This is a genomic window from Actinoplanes sp. NPDC051859 (assembly GCF_044452725.1).
Taxonomy (GTDB): Bacteria; Actinomycetota; Actinomycetes; order Mycobacteriales; family Micromonosporaceae; genus Actinoplanes.
This window is the reverse complement of record NZ_JBITBX010000005.1, coordinates 82,720-102,603: the sequence shown is the minus strand read 5'-3', so window position 1 is coordinate 102,603 and position 19,884 is coordinate 82,720. Positions and strand designations below refer to the sequence as shown.

Annotated in this window: 14 protein-coding genes; 8 read left to right on the top strand and 6 right to left on the bottom strand. The window is 72.1% G+C overall.

The window, feature by feature from the left end; genetic code table 11:
* Positions 1-35 precede the first annotated feature (35 nt).
* On the bottom strand, positions 36-1,076 hold the full coding sequence (locus tag ACIA1L_RS14420) for an ROK family protein (protein WP_396073143.1): 1,041 nt from the start codon (positions 1,074-1,076) through the stop codon (positions 36-38).
* Between the two features lie 127 nt (positions 1,077-1,203).
* On the opposite strand from ACIA1L_RS14420, the gene ACIA1L_RS14415 reads away from it, so the two are divergent.
* The 7 genes from ACIA1L_RS14415 to ACIA1L_RS14385 all read left to right on the top strand — a co-directional run bounded on the left by ACIA1L_RS14415 (position 1,204) and on the right by ACIA1L_RS14385 (position 14,275).
* Positions 1,204-2,751: a DUF1800 domain-containing protein gene (locus ACIA1L_RS14415; RefSeq protein WP_396073142.1), complete on the top strand. Its 1,548-nt coding sequence runs from the start codon at positions 1,204-1,206 to the stop codon at positions 2,749-2,751.
* Between the two features lie 5 nt (positions 2,752-2,756).
* Positions 2,757-4,025, top strand: coding sequence for a DUF1501 domain-containing protein (locus ACIA1L_RS14410; RefSeq protein WP_396073141.1), 1,269 nt, complete (start codon positions 2,757-2,759; stop codon positions 4,023-4,025).
* Between the two features lie 50 nt (positions 4,026-4,075).
* Positions 4,076-5,455, top strand: a complete 1,380-nt coding sequence (locus ACIA1L_RS14405; protein ID WP_396073140.1) for a DUF2252 domain-containing protein — start codon at positions 4,076-4,078, stop codon at positions 5,453-5,455.
* Complete coding sequence (locus tag ACIA1L_RS14400) at positions 5,452-5,856, top strand: pyridoxamine 5'-phosphate oxidase family protein (protein WP_396073139.1); 405 nt, start codon at positions 5,452-5,454, stop codon at positions 5,854-5,856. The genes ACIA1L_RS14405 and ACIA1L_RS14400 overlap by 4 nt, the downstream gene beginning before the upstream one ends.
* A 49-nt stretch (positions 5,857-5,905) precedes the next feature.
* Entirely contained in the window at positions 5,906-7,222 is a 1,317-nt protein-coding gene (locus ACIA1L_RS14395) for an acyltransferase (protein ID WP_396073138.1), read from the top strand.
* Positions 7,200-8,162 carry a pirin family protein gene (locus ACIA1L_RS14390; protein WP_396073137.1) on the top strand — a complete coding sequence of 321 codons (963 nt, stop codon included), beginning with the start codon at positions 7,200-7,202 and terminating at the stop codon, positions 8,160-8,162. The genes ACIA1L_RS14395 and ACIA1L_RS14390 overlap by 23 nt, the downstream gene beginning before the upstream one ends.
* A 419-nt stretch (positions 8,163-8,581) precedes the next feature.
* A complete protein-coding gene (locus ACIA1L_RS14385; RefSeq protein ID WP_396073136.1) occupies positions 8,582-14,275 on the top strand; it encodes a hypothetical protein in 5,694 nt (1,897 codons plus the stop codon).
* Here the strand turns inward: ACIA1L_RS14385 and ACIA1L_RS14380 are convergent.
* Genes ACIA1L_RS14380 through ACIA1L_RS14365 form a run of 4 tightly spaced genes read right to left on the bottom strand, consistent with a single transcriptional unit; the run spans position 14,241 to position 18,574 of the window.
* Positions 14,241-15,326 (bottom strand): diguanylate cyclase, encoded by a 1,086-nt coding sequence (locus ACIA1L_RS14380; protein WP_396073135.1) that lies wholly within the window; start codon positions 15,324-15,326, stop codon positions 14,241-14,243. The genes ACIA1L_RS14385 and ACIA1L_RS14380 overlap by 35 nt on opposite strands.
* 52 nt (positions 15,327-15,378) lie before the next feature.
* Positions 15,379-16,563, bottom strand: a complete 1,185-nt coding sequence (locus ACIA1L_RS14375; RefSeq protein ID WP_396073134.1) for an ABC transporter permease — start codon at positions 16,561-16,563, stop codon at positions 15,379-15,381.
* Positions 16,560-17,240: an ABC transporter ATP-binding protein gene (locus ACIA1L_RS14370; RefSeq protein ID WP_396073133.1), complete on the bottom strand. Its 681-nt coding sequence runs from the start codon at positions 17,238-17,240 to the stop codon at positions 16,560-16,562. The genes ACIA1L_RS14375 and ACIA1L_RS14370 overlap by 4 nt, the downstream gene beginning before the upstream one ends.
* Positions 17,237-18,574 carry an efflux RND transporter periplasmic adaptor subunit gene (locus ACIA1L_RS14365; RefSeq protein WP_396073132.1) on the bottom strand — a complete coding sequence of 446 codons (1,338 nt, stop codon included), beginning with the start codon at positions 18,572-18,574 and terminating at the stop codon, positions 17,237-17,239. Before ACIA1L_RS14365 ends, ACIA1L_RS14370 begins: the two co-directional genes overlap by 4 nt.
* A 260-nt stretch (positions 18,575-18,834) precedes the next feature.
* Between ACIA1L_RS14365 and ACIA1L_RS14360 the strand changes: the two genes are divergently transcribed.
* Entirely contained in the window at positions 18,835-19,053 is a 219-nt protein-coding gene (locus tag ACIA1L_RS14360; RefSeq protein ID WP_396073131.1) for a hypothetical protein, read from the top strand.
* A 12-nt stretch (positions 19,054-19,065) separates the two neighbouring features.
* On the opposite strand, the gene ACIA1L_RS14355 is transcribed toward ACIA1L_RS14360, so the two are convergent.
* Positions 19,066-19,836 (bottom strand): hypothetical protein, encoded by a 771-nt coding sequence (locus ACIA1L_RS14355; RefSeq protein WP_396073130.1) that lies wholly within the window; start codon positions 19,834-19,836, stop codon positions 19,066-19,068.
* Positions 19,837-19,884: the final 48 nt, after the last annotated feature.

Here is a 19,884-nt window from a genome sequence, read left to right as displayed (position 1 = left end):
TGTGGCTGGGTACGCCCCAGGTCCACTGCGGACGATCAGGCGGAGACCGACTCCAGCGCGGCGACCGCGGCACCCCGGGCGCCAGCCATGTCGAGATCCGGTACGAGGGCGAAGGTGGCCGCCTCCTGCTGCTCCCGGCGCAGCTGGGTGTGCTCGCGCACGGTGTTGAGGAACCACTGCCGGAAGTGCGGCGCCGCTTCCACCACTCCCCCACCGAGGAAGTACGCGGCCGGGTCGGTGAAGTTGGCCGCGATCGTGAAGAGCTTGCCGATGGCTCGGGCCTGCTGGCCGAACACGGCGAGGGCGAGCGGGTCCTCTTTCTCCCCGTACCCGCGGAGCATCTTGGCGGCCTTGGCCACGGGCTCGTCGGCGAGCGGGTGCTCCGGGAAGCGGGTGAGCCAGTACGGCAGCAGGTTGTTGGTGATGCCGGTGAGCGAGGCGATGCTCTCCACGTCGCCGGCGAAGCCGCAGTTGCAGACCGGCACGGGCTGGCCCTCTTCCAGCACGCCGTGCAGCGGGATCTGCACGTGGCCGAGCTCGCCTGCCATGCCCGCCGCGCCGCTGATCACCTTGCCGGCCTCGACCACGCCGCCGCCGAGCCCGGTGCCGACGATGGCGGCGACCGAGGAGCGGGCCGGGGCCTCCGCCCCGAAGTGCCGGTGGTGGGCGTAGAGCGCCGCCGCGTTCGCGTCGTTGTGGTAGAGCACCGGCAGGCCGATGCGGGCTTCGAGGGCGCCGCGGATGTCGAAGCCGTGCCAGGAGACCTGGGAGAAGTTCGTCGAGCCCTTCGACGAGATCACCCCGGTGGCGCTGGCCGGGCCCGGGGTGTCCAGGCCGACCGCGCGGACCAGGCTGAGCGGAGTGCTGGTCAGGGACAGGATGCCGGTGAACGCCTCGGCCAGGGCCTCGACAGCCGACTCGGGGCCGTCCTGCACCCGGCTGGGATTCTCCACCAGGTGGTCGACGAGGAACTGGCCCGTCGCGTCGAGCACCGTGGCGTTGTTGCAGGTCCCGCCGTTGTCGAGACCCACCACCACCCAGGAGGCCGGGGTCCGCACCGCACTGTTCTGATCCACGGCTTCGAGCGTACGTCGTCCGGTGCCACAGCGCCTGAAAGGATCGCTCGGGTGCAGTCGGATTGCAGGCGGTGAGCATCGGGTTGCCGCCGCGAGGAGTCCGGCCGTACGCGTCGAACAGCTGGGCATGCAGACGACGACGCCTCAGCCGACCCGCCGCGCTGTCCTGGGCGGGGCCGCCGCCGTTGCCGCGACCGCTGTGGGGGGCCTCGCCCTCGACGCCGCGCTGGCCGTGCCCGCTGCCGCCGCCGCACCGGCCGTCGCCACCGGCCTCGTCTCCGCCGACCCGATCGCGCACCTGATCCGCCGGGCGACGTTCGGCCCGACGCCGGCCACCCTGGCCGAGGCCACCAAGCTGGGCGTCCAGGGCTGGCTGGACCGGCAGCTCAACCCCGCGAAGATCGCCGACGGTGAGCTGGACGCGCTGCTGACCCGCCTGCCGCTGGCCAACGCGAGCATCGCCACGGTCCGCGCGAAGCTGAAGGTCCACTCGTACGACGCGTTCGGTCAGCTCGGCCGGGCCGCGGTGGCCCGGGCGATCTGGAGCAACCGGCAGCTGTTCGAGACCACGGCCATGTTCTGGGCCAACCACCTGCACGTCGCCGCGCCGTCCAGCGGCATCTGGGACAGCCGCGCCGACTACGACAAGTCGGTGATCCGGACGCACACGTTCGGGACGTTCGCCGACATGCTCAAGGCGTCGGCCCGGCACCCGGCGATGCTGACGTATCTGGACAACCGGCACTCGACGAAGAAGCAGCCGAACGAGAACTACGCGCGTGAGCTGATGGAGCTGCACACCGTCGGCATGATCTACAGCGAGGCGGACGTGAAGGCGGCCGCACGCCTGCTGACCGGGCTGTCCGTCGGTTCCACCGGCGAGTACGCGTACAGCACAGCGAAGCACGCCACCGGGGCGGTGTCGATCCTCGGCTTCGCCCACGCCAACGCGAGCACTGACGGCGAGGCGGCCGCGCTGGCGTTCCTCGACTACCTGGCCCAGCACCCGAAGACCGCCGAGCGGATCGCCACCAAGCTGTGTGTCCGGTTCGTGGCGGACGAGGCGCCCGCGTCGCTGGTGACGAAGCTGGCCGAGATCTACCTGGCTAACGACACCGCGATCACGCCGGTGCTGAAGGCGCTGTTCACCTCGGCCGAGTTCGCCGCGTCGGTGGGTCAGAAGGTCCGTACGCCGTTCGAGGACCTGGTCGCCACGGTCCGCGCGTTGGGCCTGGGGCCGGAAAAGGCCGGCGTCGCCGCGCTGGACGCGCTCTACAACAACCTGGTCAATGCCGGGAACGCGCCGTTCCGCTGGGCGCCGCCGAACGGCTACCCGGACGTGGCTGCCGCGTGGGCGTCGCCGTCGGCGTTCCTCATGCGCTGCAACAGCCACCTGAACCTCGCCGCCGGCTGGTACCCCAAGCAGCTCACCCGGCCCACGGACCTGCTCAAGGCGCTGGTGCCCGTCCTGCCCGCCACGTACGGCGGCTTGGTGGACGCGCTGGCCGTGCGGCTGGTCGGCACAAAACTTCCCGCCGCGCATACCGCCGCCGTGCTCAGTGTCGCGGGCAAGGTGCCGACCAATCCTTTGACCAGCAAGGACAAGGCGCTCGCCGGCAGCCTGCCGTACCTGATCGCCCTCGTCCTCGACTCGCCGTCCTTCCAGTTGAGGTGACTTCGATGACCGCGACCGCCTGCTGCGACGAGATCAAGACCCTGACCCGCCGGGGCGTCCTGGGCCGGGGCCTGGCCGCTGGCGCGGCCGGCGCGCTGGCCGGGCTGGTGGGCGAGGGCCTGTCTACCCGCCTGGCGTTCGCCGCCGGCGCGTACACCGGTGACACGCTGGTCGTGCTCTCGCTGCGCGGCGGTTTCGACGGTCTGTCGGCGATCGCGCCGATCGGGGACACCGACTACTACAAGGCGCGGCCGACGATCGCCGTGCCGAAGAGCCAGATCATCGGGGGCAACTCGATGTTCGGCCTGCACCCGGCTCTGGCCCCGCTGCTGCCGATGTGGAAGAACGGCAACCTGGCCGCGGTGCACGCCGTGGGTCAGCCCAACCCGACCCGCTCCCACTTCGCCGCCATGGAGGAAATGGAGCGGGCTGCCGCGGGCACCTCCGTCCGCAGCGGCTGGCTGGACCGCATGCTCGGCATGACCGGCGCAACCGGACCGCTCGCCGGAGTGTCCCTGGGCAACGCGATGCCGGCCCGTTTGCTCGCCGGCCCCACCAATGACGTGTCGATGGCGTCGCTCGACGGCTTCATGCTGGCGGGCGAGAGCGCCGCCCGGCCGCGGGCCGCTGCCCTGCGCGCCATGTACGGCTCCGCCCCCGACCAGCTCGCCGCCTCTGCGCTGGCCGCGGACGCCGCGCTGACCGCCACGGTGTCTTCGCGCTCGGCCACCTACACGCCGGAGAACGGCGCCGAATACCCGAAGACGCCGCTGGGCAGTGCGTTGCGGGATGTGGCGCGCCTGATCAAGGCGAAGTCGGGCCTGGTGGCGGCGGCGGTCGACTCCGGCGACTGGGACATGCACGAGGGGCTAGGCACGGCGGTCAAGGGCCAGCGCATGTACGACAACCTGGCCGAGACCGCGACAGCGCTCGCGGCGTTCGCGGCGGACCTCGGCCCGAGCGGAATGGCAAACGTGACCCTGGTGACGATCAGCGAGTTCGGCCGGCGGGTAGCCGAGAACGCGTCCAAAGGCGTCGACCACGGCCACGGCAACGCGATGCTGCTCATGGGCGGCGGCGTCCGCGGCGGCACGGTCTACTCGGCGTGGCCCAGCCTCGCCCCGGGCGCGCTGGTGGACGGCGACCTCGCCGCGACCACCGACTACCGCTCGGTGATCGGTGAGCTCCTGCAGAAGCGCTGCGGCTTCGGCGCGCTCACCGACGTCTTCCCGAACGTGAGCCCATCGTCGTTCGGCCTCGCCAACGCCCGCTGATCGGAGGTCCCACGCGGCCGCTACCAGCGGGTTGCGTACGCTCGCGGGTGATGCAAGAAGACGACGGTTTCAGCTCCCTGCGCCGCCCCGGCCGTCCCCGCGCCGAACGGTACGAGCTCGGCCGTTCCCTGCGCGAGCGGTCCCCGCGCGCCAACCTCGCGCACTGGGCACCCGCGCCGGACCGCGCCGACCCCGTGGCACAGCTCGTCGCCGCCCACGAAGGCCGGCTCGACTGGCTCATCCCCGTCCGCGTCGGCCGGATGGCCGCCTCGCCGTACGCGTTCCTGCGCGGCTCGGCGAACATCATGGCCGATGACTTCGCCGCCCTGCCCGCCACCGGCATCACCCCCGTCATCTGCGGCGACGCCCACCTCGGCAACTTCGGCTTCTATGCCTCCCCGGAACGCGAGCTCGTCTTCGACCTCAACGACTTCGACGAGGCCCACCCCGGCGCCTGGGAATGGGACCTGCGGCGGCTCGTCACCAGCGTGTGGGTCGCCGGGCGGCAGAACGGCTTCTCCGAACACGCCTGCGCCGACGCCGTCCGGCACTGCGTCCAGGAATACCGCGAACAGATCGCCCACCTGGCCGCCCAGCCGCTGCTGGCCCGCTCGTTCGACACCGTCGACGTCGACGACCTGCGCAAAGCCGCCAGCAAGGCCAGCTTCCGGGACGAGATCGAACGCGCCGCCCGCCGGGCCCGGCGCCGCACCAGCGACCGGGCGCTGCCCCGCTTCACCGAACAGCGCGACGGGACCGTACGGCTGGTCCAGGAACCGCCGCTGATCACCCGGCCCAGCGACGCCGACCTGGACCGCCTGGCCGCGGCCCTGGACGGTTACCTGCGGACGCTGCCGCCGCACTGGGAACGGATCCTGGCCGGCTACCGGATCGTCGACATCGCCCACAAGGTGGTGGGGGTCGGCTCGGTGGGCCTACGCGCGTACGTGGCGTTGTGCGAAGGCAGCAGCCCGGACGATGTGGTGTTCCTGCAGCTCAAGCAGGCCCGGCGGTCCGTGATCGCCCCGCACCAACACGGCGCGCTCGCCTGGCACCGGCACCAGGGCCAGCGGGTCGTCGAATACCAGCAGGCCCTGCAGACAGTCAGCGACCCGCTGCTCGGCTGGACCACCGTCGGCCAGGTGCAGTATTACGTGCGCCAGTTCCGCGACATGAAAGGCGCCATTCTTGTCGACAACATCGACGCCCACGCGTTGGAGGACTACGCGGGCATCTGCGGCTTCCTGCTGTCCAAGAGCCACGCCCGCACCAGCGGCGCGTCGATGATCGCCGGGTACATCGGGGGCAGCGACAAGCTCGACGAGATGCTGTGCCGCTTCGCTCGGGCGTACGCAAACCAGGTGGAGCGCGACCACCAACGGCTGCTCGATGCCGTCCGAGCCGGCGTGCTCCCCGCGGAGACCGCATGAGCGGCCCGGTGGATCTCCACTCTCCTGCCGTGCGCGAATTCTGGCGCGAACGACACCTCTGCACGGTGACCACACTGCGCCGGGACGGCTCCCCGCACCTGGTGCCGGTCGGCGCCACGCTCGACCCCGCGGCCGGACTGCTGCGGATCACCGCGTCCCGCACCTCGGCCAAAGTCCGGCACGTCCTCGCCGGCGCCCGGCAGGTAGCGGTCTGCCAGGTCGACGGCGCCCGGTGGTGCACGGTCGAGGGACTGGCCGAGGTCCGCGACGACCCGGAATCCATCGCCGAAGCCGAACGCCGCTACGCCGAGCGCTACCGCACACCCCGGCCCAACCCGGAGCGGGTCGTGCTCGAAGTCACGATCACCCGGCTACTCGGGTCGGCCCGACTCCAGGCTTAAGTACGCGCGCTCATCCGCCCCGCCGACGCGGGCGGAAAAGTGTGGTGGCATGACAGCTGCCCCCTCGTCTGCTGCCCGGCTCGCCGCCCACACCCCGGCAAGCCGCGACCGTTACGTCGACCTGCTCCGGGTGGTCGCCCTCGGCACCGTGATCGCCGGGCACTGGCTGATGGCCGTACCCGAGCCCGGCAGCGACCGGATCACCAACGTCCTCGCCGTCGTGCCCGTCCTCCAGCCGCTGACCTGGCTCCTGCAGGTCATGCCGCTGTTCTTCCTGGTCGGCGGCTTCGCCCACGCGACCGCCCTCGCCTCGATCCGTCGCCGCGGCGGCGGCTACGCCGACTTCGTCCGGTCCCGGATCGTCCGGCTGCTGCGCCCGACCGCGGCCTTTCTGGGGGTCTGGCTGGTGCTCGCGCTCGGCGCCGGACTCGCCGGCCACGACCAGGGCCTCGTCCGGGTCGCCCTCCGCACGGTCGTGCAGCCGCTGTGGTTCGTCGGCGTCTACCTCGCGCTGATCGCGCTCGCCCCGCTCATGCTGCGGCTGCACCGCAGATTCGGCGGGTGGGTCCCGGTCACCCTGCTGGCTGCGGCCGGCGTCGTCGACCTGCTCCGCTTCTCCGGGTACGCCGACATCGCCGTCCTGAATCTGCTGCTCGTGTGGCTCGCCGTGCACCAGCTCGGCTACTTCTACGCCGAGGGTTCGCTGCAGCGGTGGGGTGCGCTGCTCGCCGGGGGTGGCCTGACCGCGTTGCTGGTGCTGACGACGGTGGGGCCGTACCCGGTCTCCATGGTCGGCGTTCCCGGCGATCGCCTGTCCAACATGTCTCCGCCGACCATGGCGTTGGCAGCGCACGCACTGTGGCTCACCGGGCTCGCGATGCTGCTGCGCCGGCCGGCCCACCGGCTGCTAGCCCGGACGCGGGTCTGGACGGCCGTGGTGGCGGCGAACAACCTCGCAATGACGGCCTTCCTGTGGCACCTCAGCGCCGCCTTCGTGCTCCTCACGGCGTTCCGGTCCGGGATCGGCGGCCCGCCCGGCACCGCGACCTGGTGGCTGACCAGACCGCTGTGGCTGGGCGCCGCTGCGACGGTGACGGCCGTCTTCGTCACGCTGTTCCGTCGCTTCGACACCGTACGGGCGACAGCGATCGTCCCCGGCGCCTCCGCCCCCCGCGCGGCCGTGGGCGGCGTCCTGTGCACGGCGGGCATGCTCGGCGTCTCAGCGATCGGGTTCGGCGGACTGACCGAGGGCCGGACGGCGCTGGTCGGCGGCGTGCCGATGACCGCTCCGGTGGCGCTGGGACTGCTGGCAGCCGGCGCAGTGCTGCTCTTGCTAGCTTTCGATGGTGAGCAGTCTCGAAGCTGACCCCTCGGTTCCCGGGCCGGTCGCGGCTCCGCCCGACGTGGAAATCCTGCCGGGGATGCCCGTCGCGCTGGGCGGGCCGCGCGGAATGGAAGTGACGCGGACCCTACCCAGCCGGGGCCGGCGGATGGTCGGGGCGTGGTGCTTCCTCGACGCGTACGGGCCGCACAACCTGGGCACCTCCGCCGGCATGCGGGTCGGACCGCACCCGCACCTGGGACTCCAGACGGTCAGCTGGCTGGTGCAGGGCGAAATTTTGCACTCCGACAGCCTCGGCCATCGGCAGGAAATCCGGCCCGGGCAGCTCAACCTGATGACGGCGGGGCGGGGAATCTCGCATTCGGAAGAGACGCCGGCGGAGCACGGTTCGGTGCTGCACGGCGTACAGCTGTGGGTGGCACTGCCCGACGCCGACCGCGACGTCTCGCCCTCGTTCGACCACCACACGGACCTGCCGGTCCTCACCGACGGCGGCCTGACCGCGACCGTGCTGCTCGGCGACCTAGCCGGCGCCCAGTCCCCGGCGCGCTGTTTCAGCCCATTGGTCGGCGCCGACATCACCCTGACCGCCGGCACCGAAACGCACCTCCCGCTACGCCCCGACTTCGAGTACGCGGTCCTCGCCCTCGACGGCCAGGTGACAGTGGCGGGCTCTGCGCTGTCCGCCGGACCGTTGCTCTACCTGGGCACGGGGCGATCAACACTGCCGCTGAAGGCCAAGGGCTCGGCCCGACTGCTGCTGCTGGGCGGCGAACCGTTCTCCGAACAGCTGGTCATGTGGTGGAACTTCATCGGCCGCAGTCATGACGACATCGCGGAGGCCCGCCAGTCCTGGGCAGCGGACGACGGACGGTTCGGCACCGTCCACGGCTATGCGGGTCTGCCCATCCCCGCGCCAGCGATGCCGATCACCCGGCTGGTGGCCCGCGGCCGCGGCCGCTGACGCCAGTGTCGGGTATCTGTCCTCCGCACCTCCGGCGATCACGCTAGGTGGTCATTATGGGCGAGGATTGTCGGCAGCATAACTCTGAGTTAGGCTCGGCGACCTTACGAGCGGTACACCCCGACCAATGAACCGGTAGGCGGCCTGGTCCGTACTATCCGTCGAGGGCTGCACCCGGCGGTCCGCGGCGCCAGGGGCGACCGGCGGAGCGGCGGGGCGTCCGCGGGTCGAGTGACGCAGCTCCTCGGACGGTAGCGCCACGGGCAAAACCGTGGTTAACCTTCCCACTCGTACTACGCGGACAGAAAGAACGGGCGCGCGGGGGCAGCGTACGTGGCAGCGAAGGCAGGGGGACGAATGCGGCGACCAGCCGGCTCGACACATCCCCGCGCCCACCGCACCGGGGCCGGAGCGCCCCGATGAGTTACGAAGACGACGAGTACTGGGAAGCCGAGTACGACGACGAACGGCCCGCACCCTACGCCGAGCATGCCGTCACGGCGCGCGACCCGTACGCCGAAGCGGCCGTGCTGTCGCGCTGGGGTCCCGACAACCGGCGCACGTCCGAACCCCGCCGGCCGGAAAAACGCACCCAATACATCGAAGACGACGACTTCGCGCCGCCGCCAGCACCCCGGGCCCGCGAGGCGCACCCGCCCACGCCCCGAACCCGCGAGAATCAGACACTGCCGCCCCGGGCCCGCGAGGGTCAGCCGCCACCGCCCCGGGCCCGCGAGGGTCAGCCGCCGCCGCGCGTAGGCGGTAACTTCGCGCCGCCTACCGGGCGGGCCCGCGAAGCGTTCGGGTCGGTGCCCATGTCCCGGGCTGACGACGCTCCGGTGTCCTCGGTTCCGGCTGCCCGAGCGCCCGAGCAGCTGCTCCATGAACCGTCCGTCGACGAGCTCGCCGAACGTAGACAGCGCAGGCAGGCCAGCCATCCGCGGTCAGCAGCGGAGCGGGCCGACCAGATCAACTCGGCCTTCGACGGCGACCGGCCCAGCTGGCTGGACGACCCCGGCTTCGCCGAAGCCGACCTCGAATCAGCCCCAGTCTCCCCGGGCCTCGACGGCTGGACCGTCCGCAGCCTCGACTTCGACGAACTCGAGTACGACGACCGCGACTTCGACGCCTCCGACTGGGAAGCGCAACGCCGGTACGTCTCGGCCCAGCGCGCCCGCCGCATCGAAACGTCCTCCTTCTGGGACGGCGACCAGGACGAGGAAGCAGCCGAACGCCCCCGCCGCGGCCGCCGCAAGGAACGCGAAGCCCCGGTCAGCGGTCGCGCCCGCGTCACCCCACCAGACGCCGACCGCAGCCACCCCGACGCCCCGCGCCGCACGCAGGACGATCCGCGTCGCACGCAGGACGATCCGCGTCGCACGCAGGGCGAGGAGCCGCGTCGCACCCAGGACGACCCGCGCCGTTCGATGGACCGGCAGGTTGCCTATGGCTCCCCGCAGGGTCGGCCCGAGCCAGACCGCAACCCGAGACACCGTCCCGATGACCGCCGCGACCCCGACCGGCAACGCGGCGACGGCCGTTTCGACCGCCCCCGCATCGAGGAACCGGCCGCGTTCCGGAACGCCCAGCCAGCCGAAGCCATTCCCTTCCCGCATGACGTCGACCCGGCGACTCCACGCCTCGACCCCGCCAGCCCGGCGGCGTTCCACCATGAGGGGCAAGCCTTGGGCCTCGGCGGGCGGCCCGACGCTCGCCCGCAGGACCAGAATTCTTGGAGTGACCCGGGGCAGTTCGCCGCCCAGCACGGCAATCCAGGATCGCCGTACGCCTACCCGAACGACGCCCACCCCGGCACCACCGACCCCGCCGCGCGGCAAGGTCAGCCTGCCGCCGCGGGCCGTGCCAAGGTGCGCCCCGCCGGAGACGGACGCCCACGCACCGAAATGTGGTCGGAACAGCCTGTCGAGCAGGCCCCGTTCCCGCCGGAGGAAGCTGCGACCGCGCCGGCCACACCGGCTGACGACACGCCGGAACAGGACAGTGGCACCCCGCGCGTCCTGAGCCGCGCCACTCCACCCGCCGCGCCGCGAATCCTCAGCAAAGCCACGCCGCCGCCCGCGCCGCGGATCCTCAAGAAGACCGAACCGCCGGCTCCGCCCCGGGTCATCGCCGCCCCACCCCAGGCAGCACCGCCGCGCGTGGTCTCTCCTGCACCTCCGCCGATCCCCCGAACGCCGGCCGCCCAACACCAGGCCCCCCAACACCAGGCTGCTCCGCACCAGGCTGCTCCGCACCAGGCCGCTTCGCACCAAGGCCGAGCTGCCGCCCTCACCCCGCCGGTGGTCCCCGGCCACCCGACATCGCCGGCCCGCTCACCCCAGGACGCGCCGCGGGAAGCCCAACAGCCGCTCAGTCCCGCCGCATACCTGCCCAGCCAGCACCAGCCTGTCAGCCCGGCGGCGTACTCGGCCGGCCAGCAACCCGTCAGCCCCGCGTCATATCTGCCCGGCCAGCAACCCGTCAGTCCCGCCGCATTCGGCGAGCACCCCGACGAGCCGATCAGTCCGGCCGCCTACGCACCTCGGCAGCACGACCCGATCAGCACTGCGCAGCACGACCCGGTCAGCCCTCCGCGCCACGACCCGGCCAGCCACCCGCAGCACAACCCGGTCAGCCCCCCGCGCCACGACCCGGCCAGCCACCCGCAGCACAACCCGGTCAGCCCTGCACCGTCGCAGGGGCCGCGAACTGCACGGCAGCAGCGACCGCCGGCTCGGCCGGGAGTGCCGCCGCAGGCCCCGAACGTCTTGCCGCCCACCCCACGGCCGGCTCCTTTCTCGCCGCCATCGGCACAGTTTGCGGAGATGCCGCCACCCACCCAGCGGCCGATGCCCCCGCAGGCAGCATCGCCACACACGCCGGGATCGCCACCCGCGCAACCGGCGCCGCGCACTCCCCCGACTGCACCGGGCCCAGGGGCGCTCAACTCCCCCTCGGCGCCGCCGCATCCATTGCGGCCGGCACCGCCCCACGATCCCTACTCGGCGCCGCCGCAGGCTCCCCAGCCGGCACCGCCCCACGATCCCTACTCGGCGCCGCCGCAGGCCTCCCAGCCGGCACGGCCCCACGATCCCTCTTCAGCGCCGCCGCAGGCGCCCCAGCCGCAGATGCTCCACGCCCCTTTGTCGGCGCCTCCGCCTACGGTCCAGCCGGTCCACCCTCAGGGGCTCCAGCCGGAGCCGCACTATGGGCTGGGACCTGCGCCCGCCCCACAGCCGGGTCTTCAAAGCTCGCCGCAGCAGGAGCCGGGCCCCGCACACGCGCAGCAGTCGGGCCCGCCGCGCGCAGGGCGGCAAGAGCCGGGCCCGGCACACACGCAGCAATCGAGCCCGCCGCGCGCAGGGCGGCAAGAGCCGGGCCCGGCACACACGCAGCAATCGAGCCCGCCGCGCGCACCGCAGCAGCAGCCGGGCCCTGCGCCCGCCCAGCAGTGGAGCCCATCGCGCGCGCCGCAATTCGGGCCGGGCCCTGTGCCCGCCCCGCAGTCAGGCCCGCAACGCCCGCCGCACCATGGGCCGGGCCCCATGCCCGCGCCGCAGCCGGGCTTGGCGCGATCGGCGCAGTCGGGGCCGCCGCCTGCGCCCGCGGGTGACCGGTACACGCCGGAACACAGCTCGTCCGCGCGAGCCGAGGACGTCCCAACTGCGGAACGGCCGATCGTCGGCGGGCCACGGACGGCGATGATCCTCGGCACCGGCATGCCCACTGCGGTGCCCCCATCACAGCGTCCGCCGTCACGCATCGCACCGGTCAGCGCCGTGCCTGGTCACGAGTTGCCGACAACCGCCATCCCCGCAGCCGCGCAGCAGGCCGCCGCTGCCGGAAGGTCGACGGTCGATCCGCGTCTGGTCGGGACACCCACCAACGAGCTGCCGGTCATCGCGGCGGACCTCGCGGGTCACTCCGCTGCCGACACCGCGTCTTCGGACGCGGCCCGCCCAGGCACTGCCCGCGTCCCCGCCCCCCGCCAGCCCGACCTCGACCTCGACCGCCCCGAGGCCACCCGCCAGACCGACCAAGCACGGCAGGCCGAGGAGACCCACGAGGCCGAGCAGGCACGCCAAGCCGAGCAGATCCGCCAAGCCGAGCAGGCACGCCAAGCTCAGCAAGCCCGCGCGGCCGAACAGGCCCGCCAAGCCGAGCAGGCCCGCCAGGCTGAAGCGGCCCGCCAAGCCGAACAGGCACGCCAAGCTCAGCAAGCCCACGCGGCCGAACAGGCACGCCAAGCCGAACAGGCACGACAAGCCGAGCAGGCACGACAAGCCGAGCAGACCCGCCAAGCCGAGCAGGCACGTCAGGCCGAAGAGGTCCGCCAAGCTGAAGAAGCCCGCAAGGCCGACGAGGCACACGTGGCTGAGCTGGACCGCCAGGCAGAAGCCGCACGCGCCGCAGAGGAAGCACGACAGGCCGAGGTAGCACGCGCCGCAAAGGCCCGGCAGGAAGCTGCACACGCCGCGGAGCAAGCACGCCAGGACGCGGCGGCGAAAGCGGTCGAGGAGTCTCGGCTCGTCGCGGCAGCCCGTCAAGCGCAGCAGGCCCACGAGGCTGAGCAGTCCAGCCGGGCGAACGCCGCTCGCCCGGACGAGGCGGGGCGCCTGGCCGAGCTGGCACGCAACGCAGAAGAAGCGAAGACGGAGAAGGCACGGCAGGCAGAAGCGGTCAGGCAGGTGGCGGCGACGCGAGCGCTGCAGACGGCGGCTCCTGCGCAACCGGTGTCCGTCGTGCCACCCGCTGCCCGGCCCGGTCCGAACCCGGCCGCGAATGCCCAGCCCATCGGCCGGTTGTCCACCTCCGGGCCGGATGCTCCGCGCAAGTACGCGGACTCCGATCTCGGGCCCACCTGGTTTGGCCCCAAGGCCGCGCCGCAAGCTAACGCGGACGCCGATCCCGAGGCGGGCGAGGCTGCCGGGGTGAAGCCGGAGTCCACTGCCGCGGCGCCGAACACCACGGCAACGACCGAAGTCGCAGCACCGCAGACGGAAGCGGCTGCCAGTGCCGCAGGGGCTAATTCGCAGGCTGCGCCGAACGGGACGGGCATTTCCATTGATCTGGACCTCTCGGGCCTGATGGTCGGCGCTGTCGCCGACCAGACCGGCCTCGATCAGCGGGCGGGCAACGGTCAGCAGCCGAGCAACAACGAGCCGATCGACAGCAACCAGCAGCCCGGCAAGCACGAACTGGCGACCAGCCAGCATCAGCCAAGCCACGATCAGGCCAACCGCGACGAGCCCAGCAAGCACGACCAGGCCAGCAAGCACGACCAGACCGGGACGCACGACCAGGCCGGGACGCACGACCAGGCCGGCGAGCACGAGCGGGCAGTCAGCCTCGAGCAGGCAACCAACCGCCATGGTCAGGCCGACGAAGCAGGTCCCGGCAGCGAAGCGGCGGTCAACCAGCGGGTGGATCTAGCGCAGCCGGCAACATCGCAGGATGCCCGCGAGCAGCGGGAAGCCCGGAAGCGGCCGGTGCGACCGGAGGACGTGGCGGCAATCCGCTGGCGGCTGGACGGCGGCACGTTGCGCGAGGTGGTCGACGATCGGGATGCGCTGCGGGAGTTGGGTGAGCGGCTGGACGGGCCGCTGGCCGATGAGGTCGACAACGTGGCGAAAGCGGGGCTGCTGAGCGTACGGGCCGAGGTGTATCGGCTGTTGGAGGAGCTCGGTCTGGCCGCCGCTGCGAGCCGGTTGGCGCTCGCGCATGCAGAGTCTGCTGGGGATGTGCAGGCGATGGTGATCGCGCAGGCGGAGCTGGCTCATGTGCTGCGGTTGCGGGGTGACTTCCAGGAGGCCGATCGGCTGTTCGAGCAGGCTGCCAGCTCGGCCGCGCCGGAGGCGTTGCGCAGTGTGGTGCATGAGAACGCCGGGCGGTGTGCGTTTGATCAGGGCCGGTACATGGAGGCGCTGGATCACTTTGCGCGGGCGGTGCGGCTGGGGTTGCCGGACGATCAGGAGTTGGCGCAGCGGATAGATGTGTCGCTGGAGGCTGTCTACATCCACGTGTTGCGGGATGGCTGGGGGCCGTATCCGCGGCTGCGGCAGGAGATCATCGGGCTGGTCAAGGGCGCAGCAGCGGGTCCGGCGTTGGCGTGAGGCCGGGCATGCGGTCCAGGTTCTGTCGACCGCGGGCCACGGCGACGCGGCCGCGGCCGGAGGCTTTGGCGTCGTAGAGGGCCGCGTCGGAGGCGGAGATCAGTTCTTCGACGGTGGCGGCGTCGCCGGGTAGGACGGCGATGCCGATGCTGAGGCTGGGTGGGCCGCCGGGCAGCCCGGTGGCTGAGCCCGCGTCGGCGCGGAGCTCTTGCGCCACTGCCACGGCGGCGGGTCGGTCGAGGCGGAGCAGCATGACGAATTCGTCGCCGCCGAGGCGGGCGGCGAGACCTCGATCTCCGGTCACCGTACGCATGGACGACGCCACCGCTTGCAGGACCCGGTCGCCTTCGGTGTGGCCGTACGTGTCATTGATGGTTTTGAAGTAGTCGAGGTCGACCGTGACCAGGGCGAGGCTGTCGCCGGTGAGGGCGATCTCGGCGGCTTCGCGGGTGAGCGTTTCGGTGAAGTGGCGCCGGTTGGCGAGGCCGGTGAGGGCGTCGACGTTGGCTTGTTCTTCGAGCACGGCGCGGAACTTGTCGGCTCGGGCGCGCAGGGTCGATACCACGATGGTGGTCATCGTCATGGTCAGCATCGTCGCGACCCAGTCCATCATTCCGCGGCCTACGCCCAGAACGGTGAAGACGGTCAGGGCGTCGCCGGCGAACACCAGCAGCAGGTTGAGGTAGATGGCGCGGCGGCCGAGGAAGTTGGCGACGTAGAGGACGGGCCAGAGGTAGAAGAACTGGGCGCCGGTGCTGGCGTCGTTCGTGATCATGTTGAGGCCGGTGATCAGCACCGTGGACAGGATCGGCACGAAGAACCAGAACGCGACGGGCAGGAGATGTGGGCGGAACCAGGACATGAGGCCGAGGCCCGCCATGAATGACACGACCGCTATCACCGCGATCCGGCCGGAGAGCGTGATGCCCGGCGCCAGGGTGCCCGTGATCAGCACGTACGGGGCGGCGGCCAGGACCAGGTACGCGACGGCACGGGAGGCACCGTGCAGGTCGCGCACCCCGAATCCGGCGTATACCGTCCTGAGAAGCACACCCTGACTTCGGCCGGGCGCCGCCGGACGTGAGACGTTTGCTCAACGTCACTTATTCCGTACGCAGAGCTACGACAGGGTCCAGGCGTCCGGCTCGCTGAGCCGGCACGACACCGAAGGCGATCCCGACGGCAGCGGAAACGCCGAAGGCCAGGGTGAGCGACCACCAGGTGATGGCGGCGGGCACCGGGGAGAGCCGGTCGACCAGCAGCGCCGCGCTGATCCCAAGGGCCATGCCGACCGCGCCGCCCAGCGTGGTGAGCAGCACCGCTTCCAGCAGAAATTGCAACCCGATGTCGCGGGGCTGGGCGCCGACCGCCTTGCGCAGGCCGATCTCCTTGGTCCGCTCCCGCACCGAGACCAGCATGATGTTGGAGACGCCGACGCCGCCGACGAGCAGGCTGATGCCCGCGATGGCCGCCAGCACCCCGGTGAGGACGCCCAAGATGTCGCCGAGCACGCCGAGGATCTGCTCCTGGGTGACCGCGCTGAAGTCGGTGCCAGGGTGCCGCTCGCCCAGCGTGGCGACGATGTCGGCGCCGAGCGCGTCGATCCGTTCGCGATCGGGGGCGCGCACGGCCATCCCGTCGATGCGGTCGGTGCCGAGCAGCCGTTGCGCGGCGGTGACCGGCACGTGCACCTCGTTGTCCCGGTCCACGCCGAGGCTCTGGCCCAGCTGCTCGAAGGTGCCGATGACGCGAAACCGTACGCCGCCGATGGTGATCTGGCGCCCGACCGGATCACGGTCGCCGAACAGCTCAGCGGCGACGCTCGACCCGAGGACCGCGACGCGGCGGGCGGTGCTGACGTCGGAACGGGTCAGATAGGCGCCGCGGTCGAGGCTGCGGACGAACACGCCCGGAGTGGTCTCCAGGACGCCCTGCATGCTGGTGAAGGTCGAGCGATTACCTGCGCGGACGGTTTCGCCGGAGGCAACGGTGACCGCCACCCGAGACCGATCGCCGACGATCCGGCTGACCGCGTCGGCGTCGTCGAGCGACAGGGTGGACACGGCGGGTGCGGCGCCAGCTTCCAACCGCCCGGGTACGACGAGGAGCAGGTTGGCCCCCAGCCCCTCCACCTGGCGTTCGATCTGCTGCTTCGTGCCGGTGCCGATGGCGACGAGCGCGACCACCGCCGCCACGCCGATGACCATGCCGAACATGGTGAGCATGCTGCGCAGCCGGTTGGCCCGGAGGGCGTCGAGCGCGACCCGCCAGGCCTCGGCCAACCTCATGCGGCGTTCGCGATCAGGCCGTCCCGCATGACGATCTGCCGACGCGCCCGGGCGGCAACCTCGCGGTCGTGGGTGACCAGGACGACCGCGACTCCACCGGCGTTGAGCGACTCCAGCAGGGCGAGAACCGCGGCGCCGGTGGCCGAGTCGAGGTTGCCGGTGGGTTCGTCGGCCAACAGCATCGACGGCCCGGTGACGAGCGCTCGGGCGATGGCGACCCGCTGCTGCTCACCACCCGACAACTGGTGCGGGCGGTGGTCCAAACGGTGCGCCAGTCCGACCCGGTCCAGCACTTCCGTGGCGCGCTCGCGGCGCTCGCGGCGGCCCACGCCCCGGTAGACCAGCGGGAGCGCGACGTTGTCCCGGGCGGTGGTCCGCGGCAGCAGGTGGAACGCCTGGAAGACGAAGCCGATGACCTCGTTGCGCAGCCGCGCCAGGTCGGGCGCGGACAGGGTGCCGACATCCCGCCCGCCGATGACCAACCGGCCGGAGGTGGGCCGGTCGAGGCCACCGAGCAGGTGCATCAGCGTCGACTTGCCCGAACCCGACGTCCCGGTGATGGCGAGATAGTCACCGTCATCAACGGTGAGCGAGACTCCGCGCAGGGCCGGGACGGAGACTCCGGCCAATGCATAGGTACGGGTCACGTCGGCGGCCACGACGGCGGGGCCGGTCACGGCAGCTCCTGACCCGCGCTGACCTGATCGGCGCCGGCGACGACGAGGCGCTGCCCGGCGTCGAGCCCGGACACCACCTGCACCACGTCCTCGCCCTGCACGCCGAGGGTCACCGGCACCCGCTCGGCCCTACCTTCCCGGTCGATCCACACTCCCGTACGCCCGTCGCGTGAGACCACCGCGCTGGCGGGCACGGTGACGGCGTCGACGGCCTGGCGCACGCGGAGCCGGACGATGGCGCTCATGCCGGGTCTCGGCACCGGGGCGGCAGTGCCGTCGGCGTACGTGCCGCGTCCCAGGGTGAGCCGCACCCGGTAGGAGACGCCGCCCCGGGCCGACGTGGTGGGCAGCAGGTCGACGGCACGAACCCGGGCCTCGTACGTGGCACCGGCGGCCGCATCCAGCTCGATCGTGCCGGTGCCGCCCGCCTTGACCAACAGCACGTCGGTCTCGTCGACCTCGGCGGCGATCCCGAGCGCTGCCGTATCGACCACGGTGAGGATCGGGGTGCCTGTGCCCACAGCAGCACCCTCCGGCAGGGCAGAGTCCACGCCCGGCGGTGCCCCGGCTGCGGGCGTCCCCACGGCGGCGGGGTTCGCCTGGGCGATCAGGTCGTCGAGGGAGGGGGCGGTCGCGGAGGTCGCGCCGCCGAGCTGCACGACGCCGGAGATGGGCGCGCGCAGGGTCAACGCGTCGACCGCCGCCTCGGCCAGGTCGTACGCCTGCTCGGCCTGAACCCGTTGGGCGGCGCCGAGGGCAGCGGCCGTCTCGGACACGCTCGCAACGCCGCGTTCCAGCGCCTGCACGGTGGCACCTGCCGCGGCCGAGACCACCTCATATTGCTTGCGGGCGGCCGCGGCCTGGGCGAGCAACGCCTTGCGCAGCGCCGGATCGGTGATCTCCGCGGCGGCCTTCCGAGCGGCGGTGAGGGTCCGCTGCGCCTGGGCATCGGTGCGCTGCCGGACCGCGGCAAAGCCGGTTGCGCCACCAACGGGAACACCTGCGGCGTACGCGGCGTCCCGGGCCTCGGCGACGGCGTCCAGGCGCTGCTCGGCGGCGGGCGAGTCGATGATCGCGACGACCTGGCCCCGGCGGACCCGGTCGCCGGCGGCCACGCGCAGCTCGGCGAGGGTGCCTGTGGCGGGCGACGTCACGGTGCCGGCGGCTCGTGCCGTCACCGCGCCGGACGCCTCCACGATCTCGTCAACGGTGCCGCGGGCCGCCGTGCCGAGGGAGACAGCGGACGGTTCGTCGCCGCACGAGGCCGCGGTCAGTGGCGGGAGGAGAACAAGGCAGAGGAGCAGAGCGGTGACGCGACGGGGCGATCGGGACACAGCTGCCACTCTATGCCCGGCCGCGCCGGTGCAGCTGAACGATATCGGTCGAGATCGCTGGATACGTGGTGGGTGTCGACTATCGGCAGCGGGGCTGGCGGGAGGGTGACAGCGGCCCTCACCACGGCAGCTCAGACTCGGAAGTGGCCCTACCGACGGGGCCGACACCGATGACTATCGGCCGTTCTGCTGAACCGCGCGCCCCTCCGCGTCCGTAATCCCCAGCACGGTGCCCACTGCGTACGCGAAGGAAACGTGACATGTCGATCCACGGTCTTTCCCCTGCTGCGATGATGCGCGCCGACGTCCTGACCGTCGTCCACCACGACGACACGGTCAGCACGTTCACCGACGTCACCTACACCTTGAGCCGCGCCGGCCTGCGCGTCCTCACCGCGACCGGCGACGAGCGGGCCGTGGCAAGCTTCGACATCCTGACGACCCACGCCCGCCGCGCCCACCACCCCCTGGCCGCCTGAGCTTTACCTGCGCTAGGCGCCGCGCACCAGATCGGTGTCGCCGGCGAGCTGCCCGTCGATCACCCGACCGGTCGGGTCCGGCTCGGCGCAGGTTGGTGGCGGCCAGACTGCCGGCGGCGAACCGAAGGCCCGACGTGCGGCCCGCACCGTCAGCGCGGCGAGTGCCGCGTTGGCGCCGCCACCGATCATCGCGCCGATGCCGAACGGCGCCACTCGGCCGAGCACGATGATGCCCTGCTTCGTCCCGTACTTCGTGACGAAGTGCCGGCCCAGAATCTTGTTGATCTGACGCAACGTCGCCACCGGCACGCTGGCGACGATCTGACGCCCCCAATGCTGGCCCGTACGCTCGGCGACCTTGGTGATCGTGGCGGTGCCGGACCCACCCAGCATGATCCCCAGCACGATGGTGCGGCGGCGCTCGAGTTCGTCGATCGGGACGCCGTGGATCTCGGCCACGGAAAGCGCGAAGACGGCGCTCAGCTCCAGCGAGGAGAGCGCCTCGCCGGCCGACAGCGCCAGGGCGACTCCCGTGCCGACACCCGGCGCGGCCGCGGCTCCGCCCACCGCGGCACCCGTCCCGGCCAGAGCGCTGACGAACATCCGCTCCAGCTGGGTGATCACCTGCGCCGGGGTCGCCGACGGATTCCGTTGGCGCGCCCGGGCAATGTTCTTGCGCACCAATGGACTCTGGAGCTCGATGGCCTTGTCCAAGAGCTCGAGCGCCCGCTGCCCGAGTCCGCCCGCCGCCGGCTCTGCACTGTCCTGGGCACCTGTCGTCACGCTGGATTCTCCTCGAGTCGTCCGTCGGCCCTACCTCCGTGAGCAACG

What these genes read in the sequence shown, in the direction of transcription:
- ACIA1L_RS14375 (WP_396073134.1), bottom strand. Translation starts at nt 16,563, where the DNA reads ATGAGGTTGGCCGAGGCCTGGCGGGTCGCGCTCGACGCCCTCCGGGCC.
- ACIA1L_RS14405 (WP_396073140.1), top strand. Translation starts at nt 4,076, where the DNA reads ATGCAAGAAGACGACGGTTTCAGCTCCCTGCGCCGCCCCGGCCGTCCC.
- ACIA1L_RS14385 (WP_396073136.1), top strand. Translation starts at nt 8,582, where the DNA reads ATGAGTTACGAAGACGACGAGTACTGGGAAGCCGAGTACGACGACGAA.
- ACIA1L_RS14410 (WP_396073141.1), top strand. Translation starts at nt 2,757, where the DNA reads ATGACCGCGACCGCCTGCTGCGACGAGATCAAGACCCTGACCCGCCGG.
- ACIA1L_RS14395 (WP_396073138.1), top strand. Translation starts at nt 5,906, where the DNA reads ATGACAGCTGCCCCCTCGTCTGCTGCCCGGCTCGCCGCCCACACCCCG.
- ACIA1L_RS14360 (WP_396073131.1), top strand. Translation starts at nt 18,835, where the DNA reads ATGTCGATCCACGGTCTTTCCCCTGCTGCGATGATGCGCGCCGACGTC.
- ACIA1L_RS14390 (WP_396073137.1), top strand. Translation starts at nt 7,200, where the DNA reads ATGGTGAGCAGTCTCGAAGCTGACCCCTCGGTTCCCGGGCCGGTCGCG.
- ACIA1L_RS14400 (WP_396073139.1), top strand. Translation starts at nt 5,452, where the DNA reads ATGAGCGGCCCGGTGGATCTCCACTCTCCTGCCGTGCGCGAATTCTGG.
- ACIA1L_RS14415 (WP_396073142.1), top strand. Translation starts at nt 1,204, where the DNA reads ATGCAGACGACGACGCCTCAGCCGACCCGCCGCGCTGTCCTGGGCGGG.